The organism is Neolewinella persica DSM 23188, from assembly GCF_000373105.1.
In the GTDB taxonomy this organism is placed as follows: domain Bacteria; phylum Bacteroidota; class Bacteroidia; order Chitinophagales; family Saprospiraceae; genus Neolewinella; species Neolewinella persica.
On the sequence record NZ_KB890420.1, the window covers coordinates 23,504 to 49,122 of the forward strand.

Annotated in this window: 15 protein-coding genes; 12 read left to right on the top strand and 3 right to left on the bottom strand. The window is 51.3% G+C overall.

Annotation, left to right across the window (positions count from 1 at the left end):
• Window positions 1-290: 290 nt before the first annotated feature.
• A complete protein-coding gene (locus tag B036_RS0106225; RefSeq protein ID WP_020567833.1) occupies window positions 291-3,863 on the top strand; it encodes an AsmA family protein in 3,573 nt (1,190 codons plus the stop codon).
• 80 nt (window positions 3,864-3,943) lie between these two features.
• Here B036_RS0106225 and B036_RS0106230 read toward each other — a convergent pair whose 3' ends face one another.
• Entirely contained in the window at window positions 3,944-5,401 is a 1,458-nt protein-coding gene (locus B036_RS0106230) for a hypothetical protein (protein WP_020567834.1), read from the bottom strand.
• 173 nt (window positions 5,402-5,574) lie between these two features.
• Between B036_RS0106230 and B036_RS0106235 the strand changes: the two genes are divergently transcribed.
• The 3 genes from B036_RS0106235 to B036_RS0106245 all read left to right on the top strand — a co-directional run bounded on the left by B036_RS0106235 (window position 5,575) and on the right by B036_RS0106245 (window position 11,787).
• Window positions 5,575-7,275 (top strand): T9SS type A sorting domain-containing protein, encoded by a 1,701-nt coding sequence (locus tag B036_RS0106235; protein WP_020567835.1) that lies wholly within the window; start codon window positions 5,575-5,577, stop codon window positions 7,273-7,275.
• A 101-nt stretch (window positions 7,276-7,376) separates the two neighbouring features.
• On the top strand, window positions 7,377-9,320 hold the full coding sequence (locus B036_RS0106240; RefSeq protein WP_020567836.1) for a T9SS C-terminal target domain-containing protein: 1,944 nt from the start codon (window positions 7,377-7,379) through the stop codon (window positions 9,318-9,320).
• Window positions 9,321-9,402: 82 nt separating this feature from the next.
• Window positions 9,403-11,787, top strand: coding sequence for an ELWxxDGT repeat protein (locus tag B036_RS0106245; RefSeq protein WP_020567837.1), 2,385 nt, complete (start codon window positions 9,403-9,405; stop codon window positions 11,785-11,787).
• Window positions 11,788-12,042: 255 nt separating this feature from the next.
• Here B036_RS0106245 and B036_RS28265 read toward each other — a convergent pair whose 3' ends face one another.
• On the bottom strand, window positions 12,043-12,930 hold the full coding sequence (locus tag B036_RS28265) for a DMT family transporter (RefSeq protein WP_020567838.1): 888 nt from the start codon (window positions 12,928-12,930) through the stop codon (window positions 12,043-12,045).
• A 46-nt stretch (window positions 12,931-12,976) separates the two neighbouring features.
• Complete coding sequence (locus B036_RS0106255) at window positions 12,977-15,550, bottom strand: ELWxxDGT repeat protein (protein WP_026231740.1); 2,574 nt, start codon at window positions 15,548-15,550, stop codon at window positions 12,977-12,979.
• A gap of 457 nt (window positions 15,551-16,007) precedes the next feature.
• Here B036_RS0106255 and mraZ point away from each other — a divergent pair, with 457 nt between their 5' ends.
• The 8 genes from mraZ (at window position 16,008) to B036_RS0106295 (ending at window position 25,612) form a co-directional block, all read left to right on the top strand.
• Complete coding sequence (mraZ, locus tag B036_RS0106260) at window positions 16,008-16,547, top strand: division/cell wall cluster transcriptional repressor MraZ (RefSeq protein ID WP_245557446.1); 540 nt, start codon at window positions 16,008-16,010, stop codon at window positions 16,545-16,547.
• On the top strand, window positions 16,547-17,461 hold the full coding sequence (gene rsmH, locus B036_RS0106265) for a 16S rRNA (cytosine(1402)-N(4))-methyltransferase RsmH (protein ID WP_020567841.1): 915 nt from the start codon (window positions 16,547-16,549) through the stop codon (window positions 17,459-17,461). Before mraZ ends, rsmH begins: the two co-directional genes overlap by 1 nt.
• Before the next feature lie 188 nt (window positions 17,462-17,649).
• A complete protein-coding gene (locus tag B036_RS0106270) occupies window positions 17,650-17,961 on the top strand; it encodes an FtsL-like putative cell division protein (protein ID WP_020567842.1) in 312 nt (103 codons plus the stop codon).
• Window positions 17,962-18,011: 50 nt separating this feature from the next.
• The gene (locus B036_RS28270) at window positions 18,012-20,141 is read left to right on the top strand and encodes a penicillin-binding transpeptidase domain-containing protein (protein ID WP_020567843.1); all 2,130 of its coding nucleotides are present in this window, start codon (window positions 18,012-18,014) and stop codon (window positions 20,139-20,141) included.
• Window positions 20,142-20,258: 117 nt separating this feature from the next.
• Entirely contained in the window at window positions 20,259-21,761 is a 1,503-nt protein-coding gene (locus B036_RS28275; protein ID WP_044101974.1) for a UDP-N-acetylmuramoyl-L-alanyl-D-glutamate--2,6-diaminopimelate ligase, read from the top strand.
• Window positions 21,751-23,007 (top strand): phospho-N-acetylmuramoyl-pentapeptide-transferase, encoded by a 1,257-nt coding sequence (gene mraY / locus B036_RS0106285; RefSeq protein ID WP_020567845.1) that lies wholly within the window; start codon window positions 21,751-21,753, stop codon window positions 23,005-23,007. The genes B036_RS28275 and mraY overlap by 11 nt, the downstream gene beginning before the upstream one ends.
• A 122-nt stretch (window positions 23,008-23,129) precedes the next feature.
• Complete coding sequence (gene murD, locus B036_RS0106290) at window positions 23,130-24,455, top strand: UDP-N-acetylmuramoyl-L-alanine--D-glutamate ligase (RefSeq protein WP_026231741.1); 1,326 nt, start codon at window positions 23,130-23,132, stop codon at window positions 24,453-24,455.
• Window positions 24,452-25,612 carry an FtsW/RodA/SpoVE family cell cycle protein gene (locus B036_RS0106295; protein ID WP_020567847.1) on the top strand — a complete coding sequence of 387 codons (1,161 nt, stop codon included), beginning with the start codon at window positions 24,452-24,454 and terminating at the stop codon, window positions 25,610-25,612. Before murD ends, B036_RS0106295 begins: the two co-directional genes overlap by 4 nt.
• Window positions 25,613-25,619: the final 7 nt, after the last annotated feature.

The window sequence follows — 25,619 nt, forward strand, 5'->3', positions numbered from 1 at the left end:
TCTGTGAGAACTATCAGCTGCGTAGCAGCCTCTGCCATAAGGCTGATTCATTTACTCAAAATCAATAAGGCCGCACGAGCGAAGCGAGCTTACCCATGCGGCAGCACTGCCAGACTACTAAGCGCGCCTAACTATCGTTATAACAGTTTTTTATCAGTAGAACCGTAGCTTTGTTACGACCGAAGCCTGTGGTAATAAGCAATATTACCTTGCCCGAACTACCCAGGCCCTATTCCCGTTCCAAAAGAGCTGCCTGATCCGGACAATCATCCCCCGGTGGTAGTATAAAGATGCTGAAGAAAATACTCCGGTGGTTATTAATACTCCTGTGCGTTGTGGTCCTGCTGGTGGTCATTGCGGTGGGTGCGCTGGTGTGGTATGTGAATGCCAACCAGGATAAGTTTGTGGAGGATTTGTCTGAAAAGACGGGATTGGAAATTTCACTCCGCAAAGCTGAGTTTAAAGTGTTTACTACTTTCCCCCGAATAACGGTCGGGATCGACAGCCTGGTCGTCAGAGATCCGAACCGGCCGGCAACGGAGCCTGCCGTCATCTCCGCTGGTCGGTTGAGTGGAACCGTATCGGTGAGGAAGCTGCTGCGGGATACCCTGCAACTCGAGCATTTCGAACTTCACAATGGGGGTGTTTATGTTTACCGGGACTCCTTAACAGGTTTCAACTTTGGTGACCTGCTGAAACCCAAAACGGGCAAAGAACCTAAAAAGCGTAGTCCGCTAAACCCCACTTTTGATTGGAATGGGGTAGGGGTCGCGGTGTCCAATGTCTCCCTGAGTTATTTGTACCCCCACCGCTTTAAGTGGATGGCGGTTGACGTGGATTCGCTGCATACCACGGCCTTTAGAAATACTGCAGGGCAGCTGACTTTTGCCACAGACCTCGAAACCAATATTAAAGGCATTGCTTTCAATACCCGCCTCGGGGCCTACCTGGTTGATGCTCCGGTGAGTGGACAGCTGGAAATAGTTCGGCGAGACTCCAACTGGTCTGTAGCCCCCGTGGAAGTTCAAATAGGTAGCCAACAGCTTACCATTTCCGGAGAAATCGGACGGAAGGGAAATACGGATATTCATCTGTTTCTGGACAATGAAGCACTGGATTATGAGGCAACCCGTGCTTACCTCCCGGAAGTGCTCCGGGAGCGGTTGGGGCAATACCACGTCTCCGGCCCCTTTGCGGTCAGGACCGAAATACTGGGCGGGCCCCGTATCGGCCTGGACCCGGAAATCACCGTTGATTTCCGACTTGACGGCGGAGATTTCCATTTTCAGAAATTCAACTTTTCGGGCGTTCACACTTCGGGAACTTTTGTCAACCGCCTGGAAGAAGCCGAGGGAGGTATTCCCGGGAGTAAGAAAAACTTGCGCATAGAGCTTGATTCCACCAGGGGCTATTTAGGGCAACTGTTGGTGGAGGCACCACATGCAATCCTGCGAGGGACGGAAGGAGACACCCGCCTGACGGCACCCATGCATTTTAGCGGCCCCACTTCAGTGATTAACGATCGGGTAGGTACCAGGGATTTTTTCTTTAACCGGGGCCGGTTCTCTCTTGATACTCATATTGATGCTTCGTTAAATTCACCGGAAGAGATAATTACCACCAGTGATGGCAGGCTCTCCCTCCGAAACCTTAACGTGCATTACCGGCCTGCGGGCCTGCGGTTCCCGTTTCAGTCGATTGCCCTAAGCAAACAGGAGGATGACATCCGTTTTAAACTGCAGAGTGGTGTATTGAAGACCGGATTCATTTTTGGACTGGAGGGCACCCTGGACAACCTGTTACCGCTTTTGCTCGATCGCCCGGCAGACAGCATCCGAACAGACGTTTCGCTGGTCGCTCCGCGACTCGATTGGACAAACTTCCTCGCGATATTCGGGGAGGAAGGCTACTTTGAAACGGCAGGAACCGGGGAGAGGACAAACAACCTACCACAGAACGAGTCGATGAAGACGGCACTGTTGGGATTACAGCGCACCTTCCGGCCACGGATTAAAGCACATTTCGATACCGTCGCCTATTATGACGTCTTTGCCTTAACCGACTTTACCACCGGACTACATTTTTATCGGGATACCCTTATTTTGGACAAAACAACCTTTGCCTGGGAAGACAGTGAACTCGCTTTCGGTGCGCGCCTGGGGTTAGGACAAAAACAGGAGACGCCTTTCCACCTGAATGTGCAGGCTGAGCACCTCAACCTGAACCGACTCCGGCCCAGCCTGGAGTATTTTGGGCTGAGATTGCCAGCCGGGTTGGACTCCTTGCCGCAGGACCTGAACATTGATTTTGTCCACCGGGGAATCATCAGCGATACCATTGGTATAAAAGCTGGCTCCAATGTTGGGGAGCTAATCTTTGATGATGGCGCTGACGATCTGTTTACTGGCACACTGGGATATGCTCCCGGTCCGGAAGGGCTGCAGTCTCGTCTGGAATTGGGCGGCGACCCTCAACTCGTCAATTACCTGTTTGCTGCAGAGGACTTCTTCTTTGGTACCGGTAGGTTTAAGATCGATCTGGAAATCACGGGCACACCTAAAACCTTAGGTAAACTGATCGAGAAATCATCGCTGTGCCTGGAAATCGATAGTAGCCAGGTTATGTATGTGCCATCGGGTGTTTACCTGCCGGTTCAGAAATTCGTGGTCAACGCAAACAGCGGACACACAGAATACGACCTGAGGCTATTCTCGGAGGAGGCCAGGAAAACGATTTCCGTAACCGGGACGATGGACCGGTTGGCGGCCTTTCTGTACCCTGAAACGGGCCAGACCTTCCGGATGAAGACTGACGCCAGGGCACATAATCTGTTGTGGTCTGATATCCAGTATTTCATTTATCCGGGGGATAAAGATCCGGAGATTTATGGCAGCACCGTACGGTCTGTCACGGCTCCACAGAACAGCGATGCTTCATCAGTGGATACTTCAGCGTTTGACCCTCAGGACTATTTGTCGGCGACTGAAGGGATCTTTAATTCCTTTCGGCCGGACCTTAGTTTAGCAATCGACACCTTCTGGACGGATGAGGAAACGAAGTTTACGGACGTACATGCCGGTCTTCACCTCAGGGATTCTACCCGATTAATCCTGGAGGATTCTGGTTTTAAACTGGGGGACGGCCAGGTAGGCTTTTCTGCCGTTTACCAGTTGGACAAGGAGCTTCAGTCCCCCTTTTCAATTAAGTGGAAAACGGACAAACTCGACCTGGAGGAATTGACCCGGGCATTGAGTAAAATGGAGATCCCTGCATTGAAGGGACTGGGGGATTTACGTGGTACCCTTACCATGGATGGCAAGGTTGATGGCATGATGGATGAAAAAGCTCGCCAGCTCGTGATGGACAGTACGCAGGGGAACCTTAACCTGTTACTGACCGATCTGGAATTAAACGATTGGCCGCAGCTCCTGGAAATTGGTCGCAAAGCGAAAATGAGAAAACGCTTTAACCGTGTTTTCTTTGGCCCGACGAGCTTTCAGGTAAAACTGGATAGTGGACGGGTTTGGTTGCCCAGAACCGAAATCCAGTCTACCCCGCTTCATTTATTTGTTGAGGGGGTAATTGATACTGCGACGGGGCCAGACTTACTGGTTTCTATTCCGCTGCGGAATATCGGGCGTGGCGTTTTGCGTGAAGCACCAGCGCCTACGGGTTACGCGCACGCCGGTTGGCGGGTGTACCTGGTGGTTGAGCCCGGCAAGGACGGGCAAAGCAAGGCTAAGTTTCGCCTGGGGCGGAGAAGATTCTTCCGGGAGCGGGGCCGGCTTGAGGAATTTTTGGAGCACAAGCAGTTGATGAAAGAAGAAAGAAAGGCGGCAAGGCGCAAACGACGCAAGCGATAGGTTGCTGTAGTTACCTTATTTGGGCGGGGCCGCAGGTGCAAAGAAAAGATATGGGCAAAGTGCGGTTTAGCCTTGCTCTTTTAACCATTGTGTGGCACCTGCGTCCGCGCCTCATCAACCCTCTTTAGTAACCAATCTTTATCCATCAGAGCGGAAGGCTTGCTGGTAATGTTTTCCTTTAATTTCTCAAGCCGCTGTTGGAAAACCTTCGGAGGCAAACTTAGTTGTTCCTCTTTTAGCTGGATCAACATCTTCAGCAAAACAACAAACCGTTTGCCTAATTTGCTGAAACTGGTAGCTTGTCTGGAACGCATGAGGTACAAACGAAGGTTCTCCAGGTTAGATTCCAGTAGTCTTTGCTCTCCGTTTTCATAATAAATCTTGAGCTGGAATACCCGGCAATTCAATTGGTAAAACGGATTGATGAATCTTACTTTGCCGAACAGTAGCAATGCCTCGTCAAATCGCTTTTCAAAAAATCTGACTTTAGCGAGGTTGAAAGAATATGCACTTTTTGCTCCTTCGGGAAGCAGGTGCTGTTGGTATTCCTCAACAAAGTTGTCCGCCCATTCAAGGCTGCCCAACAAGCAGGCCAGTGAGGTGATGTTGTTATACGTTATCTGCTGAATATATCCACGTTCCAGAATCAATTTGCTGGCCGCTAACTCCTGGTAAATAGCAAACATCTCTTTACGGTACTTCAACTCATTCCGGTTAACCCGCTTGGCGCAATAGTTGAGCAAATGCCGGTGTATTCGTTTCTGGTCAGTAACCGGTAGGGAGTCCTCGTGGGTTTTCAGTAAGCTTCTAAGGTCAAAATAGTGTGCTTCTTCCTGGGGGTCCGTCATCGTAAGGAGGCATTTTTGGAAGAGCAGTGCCAGCGGTTCTTCCTCAGGAAGATCCAATTTGGTGAGTTCCAGAATTTCAGGAGTAGGCGTGAGCTTATCCTTACCGGCACCGGAGAGGGCCATTAGTTCACCGGCTTTGTCGAGCTTCTCTACCAGCCACCAATTCTCTAAAGAGCGCAAGGCACGGCTCAGGCTCTCATCTGCCTTGAAACGGTCTTCCCAGCGAAAGGTGTTGTGCCGAAGATTATTCAATTGGTACTCCCGGAGCAACTGTTGGGCACCTCGTTTAGCGAGTCTGTTTTTGGGGGAGATAGCTTTCTTGAAAGTGCTATCGACCAATTTTGTCATTTGGCGGTAATGGGCTGCCTGAAGCAGATAAATATCCTGCTGATCGGAAACTTCCAGGCCAAGCTGCGTAAGAAATTTTTCCAGCAACTTCATCAGGTAGCTCATCACATTACTTACGGCTGGTTCATCCTCAGGCCGGTCGGGGAAAAGTAAGTGACTGAGTTTTGATTTAGTCAGTTGTTGCCAATCCTCGAATTCAACCAATAGTAAATGGGCAAGCCGGCGTGTTGGTTGATGGGTATTGAAAAATGGGGAGTTGACGAAGTCGAGAAAACGAGCCTTTTCTTTTCGGGAAAGCTTAGCGAGATTATGGACCAATTTGGAGGAGGTAATGCTTGTCATGCTCTAAAATATGTGTCTTATAAGTGTTTTAGGTAATTGAAATTCAATGTTTTATATATTTTTTGATTCATTTTTAACAATAAAAATACGACAAATTGTACTTGTTGGCCCGAGCCTTTCGAAATATATTTACTCTAGTTATACGCTCAGTCTTAAATCAACCCAAATTCAAAATGACTAAATTTTACCTCCTATTTCCACTTTTTTGCTTTATCCTGAGCGGCAGCATATTGGCCCAGGACGGCCAGTTGGATTCTTCTTTTGCCAATAACGGTATTCTGAAGATGGATTTTGTCCAGGGCAATGAAACGGTCAATGATGTGATTGAGCAACCCGATGGTAAACTCCTGACAATCTTTGCCGGTCGTTACCCAAACCCGGAGACTTTTGACATCGTGGTGATGCGGTTTATGCCAGATGGTTCGGTTGACTCCTCTTTTGCCGTTAATGGTCTCTTCCGCAATCAGAATGATAAGGGCAGTGACCTTGGTTATGATTTGCACCTGTTTGATGATGGGAGTATTCTGGCCTGTGGATCTTTTTCAAACGACGACCCCAACGATACTGATTTTAATGTATTCAAGCTTACCCCGGAAGGTGAGCTGGACTCTATGTTCGGAACTGACGGGAGTACGGTCGTGAAAATTGACAGCAGCCAGGATTATGCCCGCTCCATCGCGGTCGCTGACAATGGCGATATTTACCTGGGAGGAGACAGTAAGGTGTTGGGGTTTGGCTTTGATCGAAGCGTTATCCTCAAATTGACGGCCACTGGTAAAGTAGATTCTACCTTCGGTAACAACGGGGTTTTTATGTGGAATACGGATGTTCCTGATGGCGTAAGTACTAGCAATGTCCGCCGTTTGTTGATCGCCCCGGACGGAAACCTGTTGACTTCTGGAAGGACGAAGCCCAACAGTAATGACCGCATCTCCTTATATAAGGTCTTACCTGATGGTTCAGGGCTGGATACTAACTTTGCCGACCGCGGGGAACTTTTACTTCCCCTTCAGGGCTCTGGATATGGACTGGCCATTCACCCCGATAGTACGATTCTGGTAACTGGAAACAATCTGACGACGGACGGCTTTGACCTTGTCGTCGCTGCCTTCGATCAGAACGGCGTAGAAAAAGATGACTTTGGTGTCTTTGGTGTAGTCACCATTAATCCTGGCCCCAACGATGTTGGCCTTGATATCGCGGTGCAGCCTGATGGTAAAATTGTTGTCGGTGGTGAAACCGGCGGCAATATTCGGACGGGCCCTCCGCGTAAGTTCCTCGCGGCTCGTTTGGACATCACCGGAAAGATGGATTCTACCTGGGGAGACGCCGGAATAGTAACAACGATGACCTCCGACTTCTTTGCCTTCCCCAACGCCATCATGGTACAGCGCGATGGCAAAATAGTACTCGGCGGCGGCTCTGCTACAACTACCTCTGGTAATGATCTGACCCTGGTTCGCTACAACAACTTTATTGATGCCGATGGTGATGGCTACAGCATTGTGGATGACTGTAATGATTTCGTTTTCGAAATCAACCCCGGTGCCTTTGATATTGCCGATAACGGTATCGATGAAGACTGTAGTGGTGACGACAGCCCGGTCGCCGTCCGCGAAACGGATCTTTCCGCAGGCTTTGTGGTTTTTCCTAACCCGGCCAATAATGAAATTACCCTGCGGTCAATGGACCTTTCCCTGGCCCCACACCGCATTGATGTCTACCACGTCAGCGGGCAATTACTCCGGTCTTATCTGCCAAGCCTGCGGGCGGAAGTACAGACATTATCGCTAGCCGGGTTACCGGCAGGGATGCTGGTATTACGCCTGGAAACGAAGAATGGAACTGCAGTAAAGAGAATTGTAAAGCGGTAATGTTTTTACGCTTTTGTTTTATGACAGCTTGGTTTTAACTACTCTTAGCCCCCCTCTTTTCTCATTTACGTGAGGAAGGAGGGGATTTAATCTTACGCTTTATGGCAAGCAAATATGGAAACTATCTGGCCATGTTCCTGGTCATGTTTTACCTGGGGTCGGCTACCGGGCAAAATATCGTAACCGATCCCGGTTTTGAAGGCTGGACCGGCTCAAACGGTGGGGGAAATACCCTGGATGGAATGACGGATTGGTACAACGCCAACGGAACTGCCGATTTGCACCACACGAGTCGGAACCCAGGCAGTAACCTAACGGGATTGAATCCCTGCCCTCTGGGAGACGGGCGTACAGATTGCGGTTTCCCAATTGCCGGAGAAGGCGTAATGGGCTGCTATAAAGGGAATGGCGAAGATGGTTCTAAAGAATGGGCGGGTATCCGGTTGCTGGAGCCCACTGTACCGGGAGACTGCTACGAAGTTTCGTTTTGGGTCCAGAATAAGAAAGACCGCCCAGGCAGTGAATACGTCACCAACCAATGGGGAGTATTCTTTTCTGAAACGGAGTTCCCACAGTTTAATCCCAACCTCTTCGATTTTGATCGGGTGGCTTCTCAGTGGGTTGCGACGGAGGAAGTCATCGATGGAAGCGATTGGCGGTTTATCGAGCTTAATTTTGAGGCTGACCGGGCTTATGAATACCTTTTTGTTGGCTTTATGGGTAACGTAGCTGACGCTACCCAGCGCATTGCGAACGACGACGGATTCCTCGGGTGCTACGTCTTCTTTGACGAACTATACGTCAATCATGTAGATGTGGACGTTCCTCCAACCATTACCATCTGTGCGGGGGAAGAAGCTACCATAAACTTCGTCTCGGACTTTTCTTTAAACTGGACGGACGGAACCACTACGGATACTACCCGGACGTTTGTCGTTGCCCCGCTAACGACAACTACCTATTACGTAACGGCCACCGGGAACACCGGCTGTACCAAAATGGACTCCGTTGTGGTAGAGGTGGAATTCCCTACAAGTTCCACGTTGCCCGATGATCTTTGTATCTACTCCGAGCCCATAATTGTAGACGCTAACGTAAGTAACGGCCGCTGGGCCGGGCCAGGAATAGAGGATACGGATACTGGCCGCTTCTCTGCCGCACTTGCCGGCCCGGGACAACACACGGTATTCTTCCTCTCAGATGCCGGTTGTGCGGCCAGTGCCAGTTACACCATCAATGTGCTTGATATTGCGCCTCCTGAATTGACCGTTGATGCTTTGTCGGGTTGTACCCCCCTGACGGTATCGACAGGGCATTCGAATGCCGCTGCGCCAGCAACGGAATATCGTTGGACATTTGGCGACACGACCATTATCTCTACAAATCCTGATGCCACCTATACTTTCTATAAGGGTGGAGAATATGAGGTTTCCGCTGATCTCGTTTTTTCCCCTTCCTGTATCGTTACCACCACCTTGCCGGCGGCCATTCAGGTCAACCAAAGCCCGGTGGCCGATTTCATCACCGCTGGCCGGCTGACGAACCTCGACGGTGGCGCTACTTTCCGTGATCGCTCGGTGGGAGACATCGTCGGCTGGGATTGGGACATTGCCGGTTTAGCTACCGATAACCGCAACGAAACTTATTTTGAATTCGACGAAGCGGGGGAGTACGAAGTCTTTTTAGAGGTGATCGATCGGGAGGGCTGTACGGACACTACCCGGCAGATCATTACGGTCATGTCTGATGCAAAGATCTACGTCCCCAATGCCTTTTCTCCCAACGGAGATGGCATTAATGATCGCTTCGAGTTAGGCTTGGCGGGCAGGTTAGGCGACTTCCAGTTGGAAGTCTACAATCGCTGGGGAGGGCTGTTGTTTCAAACTACCGATCCCGAAACAGCCTGGGACGGAACGGGAATCAACGGCGAGCCCGTTGAAGTAGGAACGTACCTGTACATTTTGTCTTACGGATTACCTGCCTCGACTTCAGCAGAGGAACAAGCAACCAGAAACATTTCAGGCAACCTGAACCTGCTTAGATAAAGGCAGGCCGGGAAAAGCCAGTGAGCCAACCAGCCAAATTAGCGCCAAAATATATATTCATTTACCCACCAATCACTTTTCTATGAGATCATTAATTTTTACTCTTTTCGTAGCCTTTGGCTGCGCTGGTTTATCGGCCCAGGCTAGCCTGATTAAGGATATCCGGAGTGGAACCAGCAGTTCTTCTCCCAAAGAGTTTGCCATGCTGAACGGCAAACTATATTTTTCTGCATCGAGCGACTCCCTTGGAACGGAATTATTTGTTACCGATGGAACAACCGAAGGCACCGAACTCTTCAAAGATCTGTTGGAAGGCTCCAGCAGTGGAAGCCCGGCGAATATTACGGTGTTCAACGACAAACTCTACTTCTCCGCTAACACGGACACACTTGGATCAGAACTCTGGGTTTCTGACGGAACCAGCGAAGGCACCCGCCTGCTGGCTGATGTTAATCCTGGTACGGATGGTTCCTTTATTCGAAATTTTGTCGAATTTAAGGACCGTCTATATTTCTCGGCGGCCGATACCCTCCTGCCGGGCTTCAGGCCATCACCCAAGTTCGAGTTTTACCGCCTTAGTGAGGATGGAGAAAGCGTAGAATTCTTCAAGGAAGTAGGCGACAGCACGAATTCCGGTTCACCCGGTAATTTCCTTATCATAGATGATTTACTTTACTTTTCGGGTTACGCAGGAGTGGACATCCACCCCGTATTTGGCCCACGCGCCTTTTCCGGGCTCTGGGTCAGCGACGGAACAACGGAGGGGACCAGGGCGATTACCGAACAGCCGGAAGTAGTTACCAACCCAAGTAATTTTGCTGCCTTAAACGGACAGCTTTACTTTCAGGGAAGCACAACGCAAGGCGGGAATGAGTTATACACCTTCGATGGAGATTCAATACGGTTGATTTTGGATTCCCGACCCGAACCAGGGTCAAGTACCAGTCCGGCAGGGATAACTGCTTTTGGCGACTATATTTTTTACCAGGGTGCCTCTGACTCATTCGGCGTCGAACTGTACGTAAGTGATGGTACTGCCGAAGGTACCCGATTACTTGATGTCAACCTGGGGCCGGGAACAGGTTCCAGCCTCAACGGCGACAGCCGGCCTCATGATTTCCTGGTCCTGAAACAGCTGAATGGTGAGGATGCGTTATACTTTGTAGGACGGGATAGTGTGCTCCGTGATCAGCTTTTTAAGCTTACCCTGGATGAAACCGGTGAGCCGGTAATTACCTCCTTCTTTGACCTGTACGGCGTATCGCATACTAACGTAGATGAGTTAACGTCGACTGGTTCCGCGCTGTATTTTGAAGCGAATACGCCTGAATTTGGTGCCGAAATCTACAAGCTGAGTCTTGTTAATGATGGACCACCCACTCTTGTAGCTGATATAAACCCCGGGTCGTCTGGTTCCAGCCCCGCCAATCTCACGCTCTTACGGGATAAGATTCTGTACGCAGCCAGAGCGGATGTGGGCACTGAACTGTATGGCATTGATGTTGATCGTACGGACTTCGAGATCAGTGTAGTTGGAGAAGGAGTTATCAGCAATGGGGCAATCATTGACCTGGGAACGATTTTCATCGGGGAGTCTTCCGATGAGGAAATTGTAGTACTGAATACGGGGGTCGGACCAAATGCCGGCGCTATCCTTAATCTGGAAGATTTGGGATCAACGTACACGGTTGAAACTGCCGCTAACCTGGACAATATTGCCGAAGGGCGGTTCAGTACCGTGTCCCTGAACGTGGCACCAACTGTAGAAGGTATGATGTTGGATAGTCTGGTGCTCTCCGTATTTGGTCCCGACGGTCCGGAAGCGTTTAAGGTGTACCTGATGGCCACTGCCGAACGCCGTACCGGTGCCTTATCCGCTACTGCTGCCGGGACAATGCTTACCGGCACGGAAGAGATCAACTTTGGCGATGTCCTCGCCTGGCAGGATTCCACCATTACCATTGCGCTGGAAAACACCGGAAACGGTCCGCTTCAGTACCTGCCTAGTCTGATGGAAGGCACGAAGTTCACTGCCGATGACCTCTTCGGCGCTACGCTGTCGGCGGGAGGGAGCGATGCCATCTCCATCACGTTCTCACCGCAGTCAGTCACCACATATGAGGATACCCTGGTGATTACCCTTTTCCTCAATGAGGTGACTACGGATGAATTGATTATTCCACTGGCGGGCAATACCATTGTCAACAGTATCAATAACTTCGGTATTGAGGCGGTACGGGCTTTCCCAAATCCGACGACCGATCAGCTGTACATTGAGCTGAGCGAACCACTATTGGCTGGATCAACCCGGATCTTTGATGTAAATGGCCGGATGGTCCTGGAAGGTGTCTGGCCACGGAACGCACGCACGCATGCCATCACTATGGGTTCACTTCCTGCTGGAAGCTATACCGTTGAAGTCCTTGATCGTCAGGGGCGCATGGTGATCGAAGTCATCAAGCGGTAAGATTCATTCGGATTATTCCTACGGGTACTTCACTTTGAGGGACTTGTAGTACTGCCCGAGAATTTAAGGAACAGGGGAAGCAACGGTGCTTTCCCTGCTCTTTTATTTTCAGGCGCGGCCGCAGGTGCAGGGGAGGTTTAAGGGCGATGTGGCTTGTTAGCGGAGTCAGCCCCTTTTACCTCGGATAAAGGTTTCGGTTTTATCATCTTTCCAATTAGATCCCAACCGGTTCACCGTCTGACTTGCCTTGCGCCCTTACTCCTTTATCCCTTCCCCCGCACCTGCGGCCCCGCCCCACTGCTTCAAAAATACATTTACCACCATGCTTCCCACAATCAATACAATGCCCAGAAAGCTAAGGAAAGTATAACCTTCCCTGAAAAACAAGAAACCCAACAAGAGGGAGTAAACCACTTCCAGGTACCGGAAAGGAGCAATGCGGCTGGCGGGTTCAATTTGCAGCGACCGCGTCATGAACACCTGAGCGAAATAGCCCAGGGTCCCCATACCCAACAGTGCGGCCAGTTCAGGTAAATTCGGTGTCCGCCAGTACGGAATCATGGCGAGGCCGGCCAGAACACTCGCGGTGAACATGAAATAATTGATGATGACCATGGAATGTTCTGACGACCCGATCTTGCGGATAGTGACGTAGACAAGACCTGCAAAAACGGCGCCGGTAACGCCCAGGAACAGGTTAAAAGGATCAATTCTGAAGTCGAAACCCTTGAGGATGAAGACACCGGCAAAGGCTACTCCAAAGAGTAACCACTGGATAGGGAACACCTTTTCCTTGAGCCACCAAACCGCAAAAGTAGCGGTGAAAACAGGGGATAGGTACTTCAGCGATACAGCGGCCCCCAGCGGAATCCGCTGGATGGTGGCGAAAAATAACGTCATGGCAATAACCCCAAACAGCGCCCGGAGAATTAGCAACCTCTTCTTGTTTCCTAATATGGGAATGTTGTGGCGCTTCAGGTAAATCATGGCCACCATCGAGGTGATGGCGGAACGGAAAAAGACAATCTGAAACAGGTGAAACTGGGTTAGTTCTTTAATGATGATCTGCATGACCGCAAAAAACAGGCCGGCAATGATGATGTAACGGATGCCGGGCGTGAGGTAGTCAGGTAGCTTATTCATGCAGAGGGGGTTCAGTACGTTCTACGCATCGTTGTAAGCGGCCTTATTACTGCCTCACCACTCGGCGTATTCCCCTGCGACCATCAGTTGCCTCAAGGTAAACCAGATAAGTTCCTTTGACTTTGGGGAGGAAGGTAGCAGAAAGTGTAAGGTTTCGCTGACCGGTAGCAGTCATCGTATTGATTTCGCGCCCGGCCAGGTCGTAAATAGTGATGTGGCGAATACCGAAATTTCCGGAAGTTTCTATTGACAGCTGCCCCGTCACTATCGTAGGGTACACCTTGAATTCACCTTCGGAAAGGTTAGTGACTGCGGTTAAATCGTCGACTATAAACGAATCCTGGGTTATGCAATTGTTATCATCCGTTAACGTGAGGTAGTAAGTGCCAAAATCGAGGTTTTTCCGAATGGTGTTAGTGAGGGAAGTGTCCGCCCAACTAATACTGTAAGGAGGGGTGCCGCCGGTTGGCATAAGCTCAATCGTTCCGCCTTCAAAACTGTTTTGACCGGTAAGTGTGGTGGCGACTAATTCGAGGGCGGCTGGCTCGGGAATCTCGAAAGTAAAGTTGGCGGTGCTGTCGCGGCTGTCGGTGACCGAAATGGTTATTGGCCCTGCTCCGAGGCCGAATAAACTTACTTGTCCGGATGGAGAAGATTCACCGTCAATGAGGTAGGGTGGGCTGCCTCCGGCAACCTGAAGGAATAGCGAGCCGTCGTTTCCGCCATTACAAAGGGGACCAAATATTTGCTCCGATTCCAGGCTGATCAAACTGAGATCTTGCACGACAAAGCTATCGCTTACCATGCAGCCGTTGTTGTCCGTAAGGGTGGCAAAGTAAGTGCCCGCCGCAAGGTCACCTCTTATGTTGGACGTTAGCGAAGTGTCTCCCCAACTAAAGCTGTAGCGTGGGGTGCCTCCTACGGGAAACAGGGAGATGGAGCCACCCTGGTCTGCCGTTTGCGGATTGATTCGATCGGCAAATAACTGAAGTCGATTGGGCTGACTGATGCTGAAGCTGATTATAATAGTACTATCCAGCGCATCAGTTACTATGAAGTTGTATGCGCCAGAAGCCAGATCTGTAACCGTGAAAATTCCTGAATCATTAGATTGGTCGTTGAAACTATAGGGAGGCGTGCCTCCGGATACGGTAAAGCTGGTAGCGCCGTCTGTTCCTCCGGAACAGCTGACATTAGTCATAGTCGTAATTTCTACTATCAGCGGCTGGGATCCTGAAAGCACGTAAAGTTCCTGACCGTCATCTCCGTTATCAGCAAAAAAGAAGAGCTGCTCCCCCACGGAAACAAAATTATTAGGGTCGGCATCGGAGAAGCCATCGTTTATGTCCTTTACGAGAAAGGTTCCCTCCTCGGTACCGTTGCTGATGTAGGGCTCAATTCCGGTGGAGCCAAAACCATCGACCACATCACCTTTGGCCCCGAAGAAGAGGTTGCCGTTGTGTGCGTGGAAGAAGGTAGGAAGGAAAATGGATGAGGAAAAGCCTTCGTCGAGGTCTTTTACCATAATGGTACCTTCGGTGGTACCATCGGTACGCCAGAGTTCGATTCCTTCCGCTTCGGTTTCATCTTTATAAAAGACATGGTCGCCAACGGAGACAAATTCCTGGGGGGTGTAACCTCCAAAGGAGACTTCCGGATTGTCCAGCAGCACGCGGGTACCGGCTTCCGTTCCGTCGCTGATCCACAGATCGGCACCATTGCCGTTCTCTGCGGCAAAGACGACCTGGTCGCCCAAACGAGCTATGGGGGAGCGGGAAGTATTTGTGCTGAGTTGGGTGCCGCGGCCGGCGAAGTCGAATACCCGTTGAACGCCGGTGCCGTCCAGATTGTAGGCGTACAGGTCGCCAGCGGCGAAGCCGTTGCTGGCCAGGAAAAAGAGTTTACCGCCGGCTTCCGTAATGCCCTTTGGATCGCCGTCGGACCCGCCGGAATTGGTGTCCGTCAAACGGAAGGTGGCGGCAGGGTTACCGTTGGTTTGCCACAGTTCATTACCGTTGGTACCATTATCTGCGGCAAAGTAAAGCAGCCCGCCAGCTACGGTAAAATTCTCCGGGAAGCTTCCCTGACTACCGGATTGAAACTCTCGTACCAAAAAGGCATTTGCTCCGGCTGCAGACCAAAGTTCTACATTGTTACCATTAGCTGCTGCGGCAAAATAGAGACGGCCGTCATAGGATACAAAAGCCCGGGAAGTTTCATTTGGAATGCTGGAACCGGTACCCGGTTGGATGTCGGCAACCAGGACGGTACCAACGGCCGTACCGTCGGTCCGGTAGAGCTCCCGGCCAGTAGCTGCGGCTTCGGCAGTAAAGTAGAGTTGGTCGTCTACCACAATCAGGTCTGCAGGGTTGCTGCTGCCGGTACCGGGTACAAGATCCGTCAGCAGGGAGGTGCCGGCATCGGTACCGTCACTTACCCAGAGTTCGGTGCCACTGTCTGCCGCCGTTGCCGGGAAATAGAGCAGGCCCCTGAAAGCTGCACCGGGAGCGGAAGTGCGCGAACCGGTCGTACCGGTATTGATGTCCATTACCTGAGTAACGTTCAACTGAGCAAATAGCGTGAAGGGAAGTAAAAGGAGTAGGAGAGAAAAAATTCTCATATCTGTAATAGAGGTTGATGAATAATAGGGGAGGTGAATTATTGGGCGGGCGAAGGTAATATGTTTTTCTTTGTTCCCTGAAGCCTTTACAAGGCACCTGCGACCCCGCCTGAAAAGAACAACAAGAATGGGGTTGTTGTAAGATGTTACAACAAAAAAGAACTATATTTGGGCCGCAAGGCTCGGATTACACAATGTTGAAATAGCATATTATGCTCCGGTTTCCCCCTTTTTAATTCAGATTGTACACTTTTTACCACTTTGTATAGTCCTTCAAAGAAGTTGAAAAGGAGGCGAAGGAAGTATTTGGGATAAAATAACCTGCTTTAAATGTGTTCTATTTGGTGTTGAATTTTGTTTTTAAATCTTTTATGGTGACAAAGTTGTCCCGAAAAGCTCTCTTTAGCTTCCTCCTGTGAAGAAAAAAGTGAAATAAAGTGGGCAAAAGTGGGAATATGTGGTAAACGTCTGTATTTTTACAGTCCGGAGAGATAAGTATATCTCGTCGGAACCGCTTATGGTACTTGAGTATGATCTTATTGGCGAGTATGATGTGACCCTTGACAGCAAGGGCCGCTTTCGTATTCCCAGTGGTTTGCTCAAAAAGCTTGGAAATCGTGATGAGCTGGAGTTTGTAATTAATAAAGGCTTCGATAAGTGTCTCACGCTTTACCCCAGACCTGTTTGGAAAGAGGTGAAGAAAGAGGTGGATGCACTCAGTGAACTGAGCCCCAAGCACAAAACCTTTAAGCAGATTTTTTACAACGGCGCTAACGAGATTAGCCCTGACTCTGCCGACCGGATTCAGCTGCCCAAGCGGTTGCAGTCCTACGCAGATGGCCAGAAAAACCTTGTGCTCGCCGCTCGTAATGATAGAATTGAAATTTGGACGGAAGCCGAATACAACAAACTGATGGAGGTGTCACCTGAAGAGATGGCAGCACTGGCGGATGAGTTGTTCGGTGATTCGGCGGGGACCGTGAAAGGAGGCATTTAATGTCTGACTACCACATTCCCGTACTGGCCCACGAATGCGTGGACTATTTGAATCTCCGTCCCGGAGGAATTTACGTTGATGTAACCTTCGGCGGAGGCGGCCACAGCCGCCTCATCCTTGAACGTGCCGGTGATATGGATATCCGGCTGTTTGGTTTCGACCAGGATGAGGAGGCACGTGCCAATGCCCTCGACGATGAACGCTTCACTTTCGTAGCCGCCAACTTTCGCCATTTGCGCAATTACCTACGCCTGCATGGAGTGGACCAGATTGATGGTCTGCTTGCTGACCTGGGGGTTTCCAGCCACCAGTTTAACCAGGCAGAACGGGGGTTCAGCTACCGGTTTGACGCCGAACTGGATATGCGCATGGGTAAAACTGCCGACCGCACCGCCGCCGACATAGTGAACAACTATGAAGCCGACGATCTGCAGCGGGTGTTTGGAGAGTATGGTGAAGTCCGAAATGCTAAATCGCTGGCCCTCGCAATAGTGGAGGCACGCGAAAGAGCACCCATCGTAACCATCCAGAACTTTCTGGATGTCTGCGATCCTTGGGTGCGCGGCACACGGCCACGCTACCTGGCACAAGTGTTTCAGGCGTTACGGATAGAAGTAAACGACGAGATCGGCGCACTTAACGATTTAATGGCCCAGGCCACCGACTTACTGATACCAAACAAAGGTCGACTCGTTGTTATGTCTTACCACTCGCTGGAGGACCGCATCACCAAAAACTTCCTCAAAACGGGTAATAAGGACGGTATCGTTAGCAAGGATTTTTACGGGAAAATTGACCGTCCCTACAAAATCCTGACGAAAAAGCCCGTATTGCCAAATGCTGAAGAAATTCAGCGCAACTCCCGGGCCCGCAGCGCCAAGCTGAGGGTAGGGGAAAGGATACTTGATTCTTGATTGATGATTCTTGATTACTAATTGTTGATTGTTGATTTTGATTTAGTATCCCTAATTGATTTTTTAGCTCTCGGGCTTGTGTACCATACGAAACGATTGACCCTGTCCATTCCTGGATTTGCGTGACGTATGCTGGCAATTTGCAACCTGCAATTTGTAACCTGCAACCCGACTTAAGGTGTGATAAAATGGCAGCGAAACGCAGCAGTGGGATGGGTATAGACCCTTCCGCTTTCATTCTGGAAAACCTGGGCTTTCTCGTCTTTCTCGGCGGGCTGGCCCTGCTGTATATCGCTAATGCCCATTACGCTGAATACAACGTCCGCCGTATCCAGGTACTTGAAGACGAAATCAAAGAACAACGCTGGCTATACATGTCGCTACAAAGCGAAAACATGTACAACGGATTACGCTCCGAGGTCGTAGAAGATGTCCGGGATAACGGACTTCGAATGCACCGCGGAAAACCAAAGAAACTCGCAGTCCCCCCTTCAAAGTAACCCACTACCCACTCCAACCACCCTCTACTTACGCCCACTATCTACTAGCAATGTCATCCGTAAACTTTAAAGACGAAGTCCTTATCCGCATCTACGCCATTCTGGCGTTGATCGTGGTGCCGGTGGCCCTGGCCCTGGTGTATCGGACCGTTGACATTGCGGTGATTAACCAGGCGTATTATCAGGAGTTGGGAGCCAAGGATTTTCAGACCAGAGAGGTGACGGCGGAGCGAGGCAATATTTTCAGCCGGAACAATAACCTGCTGGCCACCTCCGTGCCCTACTTCAGCCTGCACTTCGATCCTTTCGTCGCCCCACCTAAAGCCTATTACGACAATGTCGATAGCCTGGCGGTATTGCTTAGCCTTCACGTTAATAATAATTTCACGCCCGGAGTTTGGCGGGATAGCCTGACAAATATGCGGGATAGCTTCTCCAAGCCCGCTAAGCACTACTACAAGCTGGCCGAAAGCGTGAGCTACCGGGAACTGCAGCAAATCAAGCGCTTTCCCATCTTTAATCGCGGCCAATATGGTGGGGGCCTCATCATCACTAAACGGGATGAGCGTAAGCGGCCCTTCGGTTGGCTGGCCCGCCGGACAATTGGCAAAGTAGACGGCAATAAAGTAGGGATAGAAGAATTCTACGATGAAGAGCTCGCAGGCAAAAGCGGTAAGGCCGAAATGTTCCGCATTGACCGGGACCTTGACCTTTGGTTGCCCACGAATAACCTGACCATTGTGGAGCCCACCGCCGGAGCCGATGTCTACACCACCATCGACGTGAACATCCAGGATATTGCTGAAAATGCACTGTACCGTGCTGCCCGTAAACATCGGCCAGATTGGGGGGCGGCAATTGTCATGGACGTGAAGACCGGTGCCATCCGCGCCATTGCTAACCTGGGTAAGAACGAGGACCGGACAAAGTACTACGAACACTTCAACTATGCCATCGGAAACGCTACCGAACCAGGCTCTACCTTCAAACTAGCCACCATGATGGCCTTGCTGGAAGACAATAAGGTTTCTCTTGATGATGAGATCGACATCGAAAACGGCAAGAAAGAATTCTACGATCAGACCATTACAGATTCCAACCCCTTAAGTAAGCGCTGGAACAACATCACCATTCGTCAGGCCTTCGAACAGTCTTCGAATGTGGCGATGGCTAAACTGGCCGACAGCCTTTATAAGGACAACGAGTTTGCGGCTAAACTTCAATCATTTCACCTCAACGAAATGACCGGGCTGGAGCTTACCGGAGAGGGTATGCCTTTTGTAAACGACACCAGCTCCGGCTACTGGTCAGGTATCTCAAATGCCTGGTTGGCCTTTGGCTACGAAAGCAAATTGACGCCACTACAAATGCTGACCTTCTTCAACAGTGTTGCTAACAATGGCAAAATGATGAAACCGTACCTCGTGGAGGAAGTACGGCGCGATGGAAAAGTACTGACGGATTTCCGTCCAACGGTACTGGACCCCCAAATCGCCCGCCAGCGTACCATCGAGCAATTGCAACAACTGCTAGAGGGCGTAGTGGAACGCGGTACTGCAAAAAAGCTTAAGACCGATCAATACAGGTTTGCGGGTAAGACCGGAACCAGCCAGCAGGGATACGGAAAGCGACGTGGTAAGAAGCAGCACCAGGCCAGCTTCGCCGGCTACTTTCCGGCAGATAACCCAAAGTATAGCGTCGTCGTCGTCATCTTCAACCCTACGCAGGGAGGCTACTACGGTGGTGAAGTGGCGGGGCCGGTTTTCCGGGAGATTGCCGACAACATCTACAACAGTATGATTGAGGTCCACGAGCCACTGAATCAGGGGCCGAGACCAGTACTTTATGCCGGGCAACTCCCAGATCGGGATGCTGGCCATCTTGGTGAAATAGCGGATGTACTCAGCTACGTCAACGTAGACATCGACCTGGACAGCCTTCCAACAACGGAATTAGCAGTGGTAGATGCTGCGGACGAGCGGGTAGATATTAAACCATGGAACCCGCTGGCCCAGAAATGGCCCAACGTACGTGGAATGCGCCTGCGGGATGCCATCTATGTATTAGAAAACGGCGGCTATATCGTCCATCCGAAAGGCGTGGGGCGGGTCGTCGATCAGCAATGGCACAAGGATGGAAGAGGCCAGCGTGGGAAGGACGTTACGCTGATACTCAACTGACCAATCGCCCATAAGGCATAACCCAAAAGACTAATAAGAGCTTCATTTTATCAATCTGAGATTTATTTTTTTGCAACCATTTTTTCTGATTTACTGATATCAAATATTTTTAAAACTATGCAACTCACTAAGCTACTTACCGGTATAGAATCGACCTCCGTTGGGGGCGGCTCGTTCGGTCGTAGTGTGAGTTGCGTGGTTTTTGACTCAAGAAAAGCCGTGCCGGGCTGTTTGTTTGTCGCGGTGCGCGGCACCCAGGCAGACGGGCATGATTACATCAGCCAGGTGCTTGATGCTGGTGCTGCAGCTGTTATTGCTGAAGATTTTAAGGGCGCGGTCGCAGGTGCAAAGAATGTTAAACGAGGCAAAGGAGCGCCGGTACTACTTACTGTGGCGAATTCAGCCAAAGCCTTAGCCATTGTCGCTGAGAACTACTACGGCCAACCTAGCCAGGACCTCACGTTGGTTGGCATCACCGGAACCAACGGTAAAACTACCGTTGCCACCTTACTTCACGACCTCTTTACCAAACTCGGTTACAAAGTTGGCCTGCTTTCTACCGTAGAACTTCGCATTGCCTCCAGCGTGCGCGCCGCTACCCACACAACACCGGATGCCGTTGCGATCAGCGAAACACTGGCCGAGATGCGGGATGCAGGTTGCGAGTACGTTTTTATGGAGGTTTCCAGCCACGCTGTAGCCCAGCAGCGCATCGCAGGTCTGACTTTCTCTGGCGGAGTATTCACCAACCTCAGCCACGATCACCTCGACTACCACGGAACCTTCGCAGCTTACCGTGATGCCAAAAAAGGCTTCTTCGATCAGCTGCCAAAATCTGCCTTCGCTCTCGTCAATACCGACGATAAGAACGGCGATTTCATGCTCCAGAATACCAAAGCCACCAAGCGCCGTTATAGCCTGCGCAAAATGGTGGATTACCGGGCAAGGGTCCTCTCTAATTCGGCAATGGGCCTTCAATTGGAACTGGACGGTACCGAACTATTTACACGATTCATCGGTCGCTTCAATGCCTACAACCTCCTCGCCGCCTTTGGTGTCGCCATGGAGTTGGAGAGGGAGCGTGATGAGGTCCTGGTAAGTCTGAGCAGCCTCTCCCCGGCCGCCGGCCGGCTGGATTATGTCGGTGACCCCACTGGAGGAATTACCGCAGTCGTAGACTACGCCCACACCCCCGATGCGCTGGAGAATGTACTCGATACCCTCCGTGGCCTGCTGGCACCGGAGGCCCGGTTGCTCTGTGTGGTCGGTGCCGGAGGAGACCGGGACAAAACCAAACGTCCAGAAATGGCCCGCCTCGCTGCGACCATCGCAGATCAGGCCATTCTGACCAGTGACAACCCACGTTCCGAAGACCCCGAAGCTATCCTTAACGATATGCAGGCTGGCCTGGACACCCCACAATTGGTGGCCAAGACCCTGCGTATTACTGATCGCCGCAGTGCCATCCGCACGGCCGTTCAATTGGCGCGTAAGCAGGACATCGTCCTTGTTGCCGGCAAAGGACACGAAACCTACCAGGAAATCAAAGGCGAACGCTTCCCCTTCGATGATAAGCTGGAATTAGCCAACGCTCTAAACGCCCGCAGCCATGTTAGTTAGCTTACTCGAGTGGCTGGAATCCATTCTGGGAGATTTTCCCGGCAATAACCTGCTCGACTTCCTGAGCGTCCGGGCTGGTATTGCCATCATCCTCAGCTTGCTGATTAGTATGGTTACGGGTCGACGGATTATCCGTTACCTGCAGCGGTTGCAGATGGGCGAGTCTGTCCGTGATCTTGGGTTGGCCGGCCAGGCCAAAAAAGCCGGCACACCTACCATGGGCGGTGTCATCATCCTGTTGGCCATTGTGGTCCCCTGTTTGCTCATGGGGCATCTCACGAACATCTACCTGATCACCATGCTGATCGCTACCGTCTGGATGGGAGCTATCGGGTTTACTGATGACTACCTGAAGATCAAGCATAAGAATAAGGACGGTCTGGCGGGCAAATTTAAGATTGCCGGACAGGTTGGCCTTGGCGTACTGATTGCTTTAGTCATGTTGTTCAGCGAACAGGTGAACGTTCGTATGGACGTGAAAGAAGCTGCCGCCATCGGTCTTACTGAAGGCGATCGGGTAGGGGAGGTAACTTCAACGGTACTGGCCAACGGTACCATTGTTAACCGCGCAAACTACCACACGACCCTGACGAATATCCCCTTCGTGAAGGATAGCCAAATGGCCTATGAAAACATCTTCAGTATCGGCGCATCGCTGGTCTGGATTCTTTTCGTGCCGTTCATCGTCTTTATCGTTACGGCCATTTCTAATGCGGCCAACCTCACGGATGGCCTGGACGGATTAGCCACGGGAGTATCTGCCATCATTGCCGCAGTTCTTGCCGTTTTCGCTTACGTCAGTTCTAACGCCATTGCAGCCAATTACCTCGGCGTCCTGCACTTGCCAGGAACGGAAGAACTGGTGGTTTTCAGCGCCTGCCTGTTAGGGGCCTGCCTGGGTTTCCTGTGGTACAACGGATTTCCCGCTACGGTATTCATGGGCGATACGGGGTCATTGGCCCTGGGGGGCATCATCGCCGCCCTGGCGATCTTACTGCGCAAAGAACTTTTATTACCGCTCCTCTGCGGAATTTTCGTAGTAGAAAACCTGTCCGTAGTCATGCAGGTCACCTACTTCAAATACACCAAAAAGAAATACGGCGAAGGCCGCAGGATCTTCCTGATGTCTCCGCTACACCACCACTTCCAGAAAGCCGGAATGCCGGAAACGAAGATAGTGATCCGCTTCTGGATCGTCGGCCTTCTTCTGGCAGTCGCCACCATCCTAACCTTAAAACTAAGATAATGAGACTAGATCCCGGAGGGATCAAATCGCTTTAACCCCGGATGCAGCAAGTGGCGCAGCCACGAGCGAAATCCGGGGACACTCCCAAAAGAGACCGTGCGCAGCACGAGCAAACAAAAAATATGAATAACCAGAAGACCATAGTAATCCTAGGAGCCGGAGAATCCGGAGCAAGTGCGGCCCGCCTCGCACAGCGGGAGGGCTATGCCGTCTTCGTATCTGACGCGGGACCGGGTAGTCCCCGATACCTCACGGAACTGGAGGAAGCAGGCATCGAGTTCGAAACGATGCAGCACACCGCAGATCGCATCTACGCTGCCGACGAGGTCGTCAAAAGCCCCGGCATCCCCGATTCGGTACCGATGATCGTAGAATTGCGTAAACGAGGCACCCCGGTCATCAGCGAAATAGAATTCGCCTTCCGCTTCACGCCGAAGGGCGCGGAAATCATCGGTATTACTGGCAGCAACGGTAAGACGACAACGACGATGCTGACGCATCACCTGCTCGACTTCGCCGGCGTCAACGCCCTGGCGGGCGGAAACCTGGGCGATAGCTTCGCCCGCCTCCTGCTGGATAACGAACCGGCGGACGTCTACGTATTAGAACTCAGCAGCTTTCAGTTGGACGGTATGGTGGATTTCCGCCCGTCCATCGCTGCCGTACTCAATGTTACGCCTGATCACCTGGACCGCTACGAATACAACCTAGACTTGTATGCCGATAGCAAAGTGTCCATTGCCAGGAGCCAGCGACTCAATGATCGCCTGTTGGTCCTTGCTGATCAAGAAGTCATTGCACCTGCGCTGCGCCGCCAAAAAATCGACACTCAGATCACAACGATCTCTTCCGACGACGTCCGTGATGGCGGGATCTTTGTCGATGGCTATGAGTTTTCCCTCGGTGCGGGGCAACTACGTGGCCGGCACAATGCATTGAACGCGCTATTTGCCGTGCGCATCGCCCTGCAACTTGGCGTCAATGAAAAAGAAATTCAGCTGGCTCTCGACAGCTTCATCCCCGCACCACATCGCATGGAATTGATTCCGACAGCCGATGAACGGACGTGGATCAACGACAGCAAAGCTACTAACGTGGACGCTACCTACTTCGCACTGGAGTCGATGACCGGATCAACGGTCTGGATCGCCGGTGGGACGGATAAAGGCAACGACTACGATGTGCTCATGCCATTCGTGCGGGAGAACGTCCACACCCTGATCTGCATGGGCGTTGACAATACCAAACTGGTGGAGGTATTTACCGGGCAGGTAGATACCCTGCTGCAATGCAGCAGTGCGGCCGCCGCAGTCGTCTTTGCGCATCACCGGGCTAAAAAAGGAGATACCATCCTGATGAGCCCCTGCTGCGCGAGCTTCGACCTTTTTAAAAACTACATCGACCGCGGGGACCAGTTCCGCACGGCCGTTAAAAATCTAAACGCATGAACCTGTCAACGCGCATAGCGACGGAGTTGCGGGGTGACCGCGTGATCTGGGCCATCGTGGTCCTGCTGGCCATCATCAGTATGGTCTCCGTATTCAGTTCTGCTTCCACCCTTGCTTACGAAGAACGGAGCGGAGAAGTCAGCTATTACCTGATCAAGCACGGGGTGATCCTCGGTTTTGGTATGGTGGTGATCTATATCTGCCACTTGCTGGCCTATACGAAGTTCAGCCGCTGGGCACCGGGACTGCTGGTGGTTGCATTCGCGCTACTGATCTTAACTATGTGGCTGGGGGTGGACATCAATAACGCTAAACGGTGGTTGGCTATCCCCGGTGTGGGGCTGACCTTCCAGAGTTCGGATTTTGCCAAGCTCGCCCTCATCATTTTTGTCGCCCGCTCCATTGGTTCCAAACAGGATGTGATTAAGGATTTTAAGGAAGCTTTCCTTCCCATCATCGCTCCCATCATCGGCATTTGTATGCTGATTGCGATCAATGACCTCTCTTCCGCCCTGATGCTTTTCCTGATCTGTTTGCTGATGATGATCGTTGGCCGGGTAGCGATGCAGTACGTTGTGATGCTGGTACTGCTGGGCGTCTCCGTATTTAGCCTGATGGTAATGGTTGGCGCTAAATACCCGCAGCTGATTCCCCGGGCTGCTACCTGGGAAAAGCGGATTGAGACTTACATCAATCCGGAAATGGCCTCGACGGATGATCGATACCAGATCACGAAGGCGCAGATCGCCATGTCCAATGGTGGCATCTTCGGCGTCGGTCCCGGCAACTCTACTCAAAGAAATTACGTGCCCAGCCCGCACGCCGACTTTATTTATTCCATCATCGTGGAAGAGTATGGCGTCTTGGGTGGGGTAGCGGTCATCTTCCTGTATGTGCTGCTGTTTTTCCGCATTGTCAGGTTGGTTACCAAAAGTTCGAAAGCCTTTGGGGCCATGGTGGCCTTTGGCATTGGATTGTCGCTACTTCTGCAGGCCTTTTTCAACATTGCCGTAAACCTCGACCTCGTTCCCGTCACCGGACTTACCCTGCCCCTGATCTCCATGGGTGGTACCTCCGTATTGTTCACCTGTATTGCGTTCGGCATCATCTTGTCCGTTTCGAAATACATAGAAGCCGTCACTGCCGATGCGACCTGATCAGGGA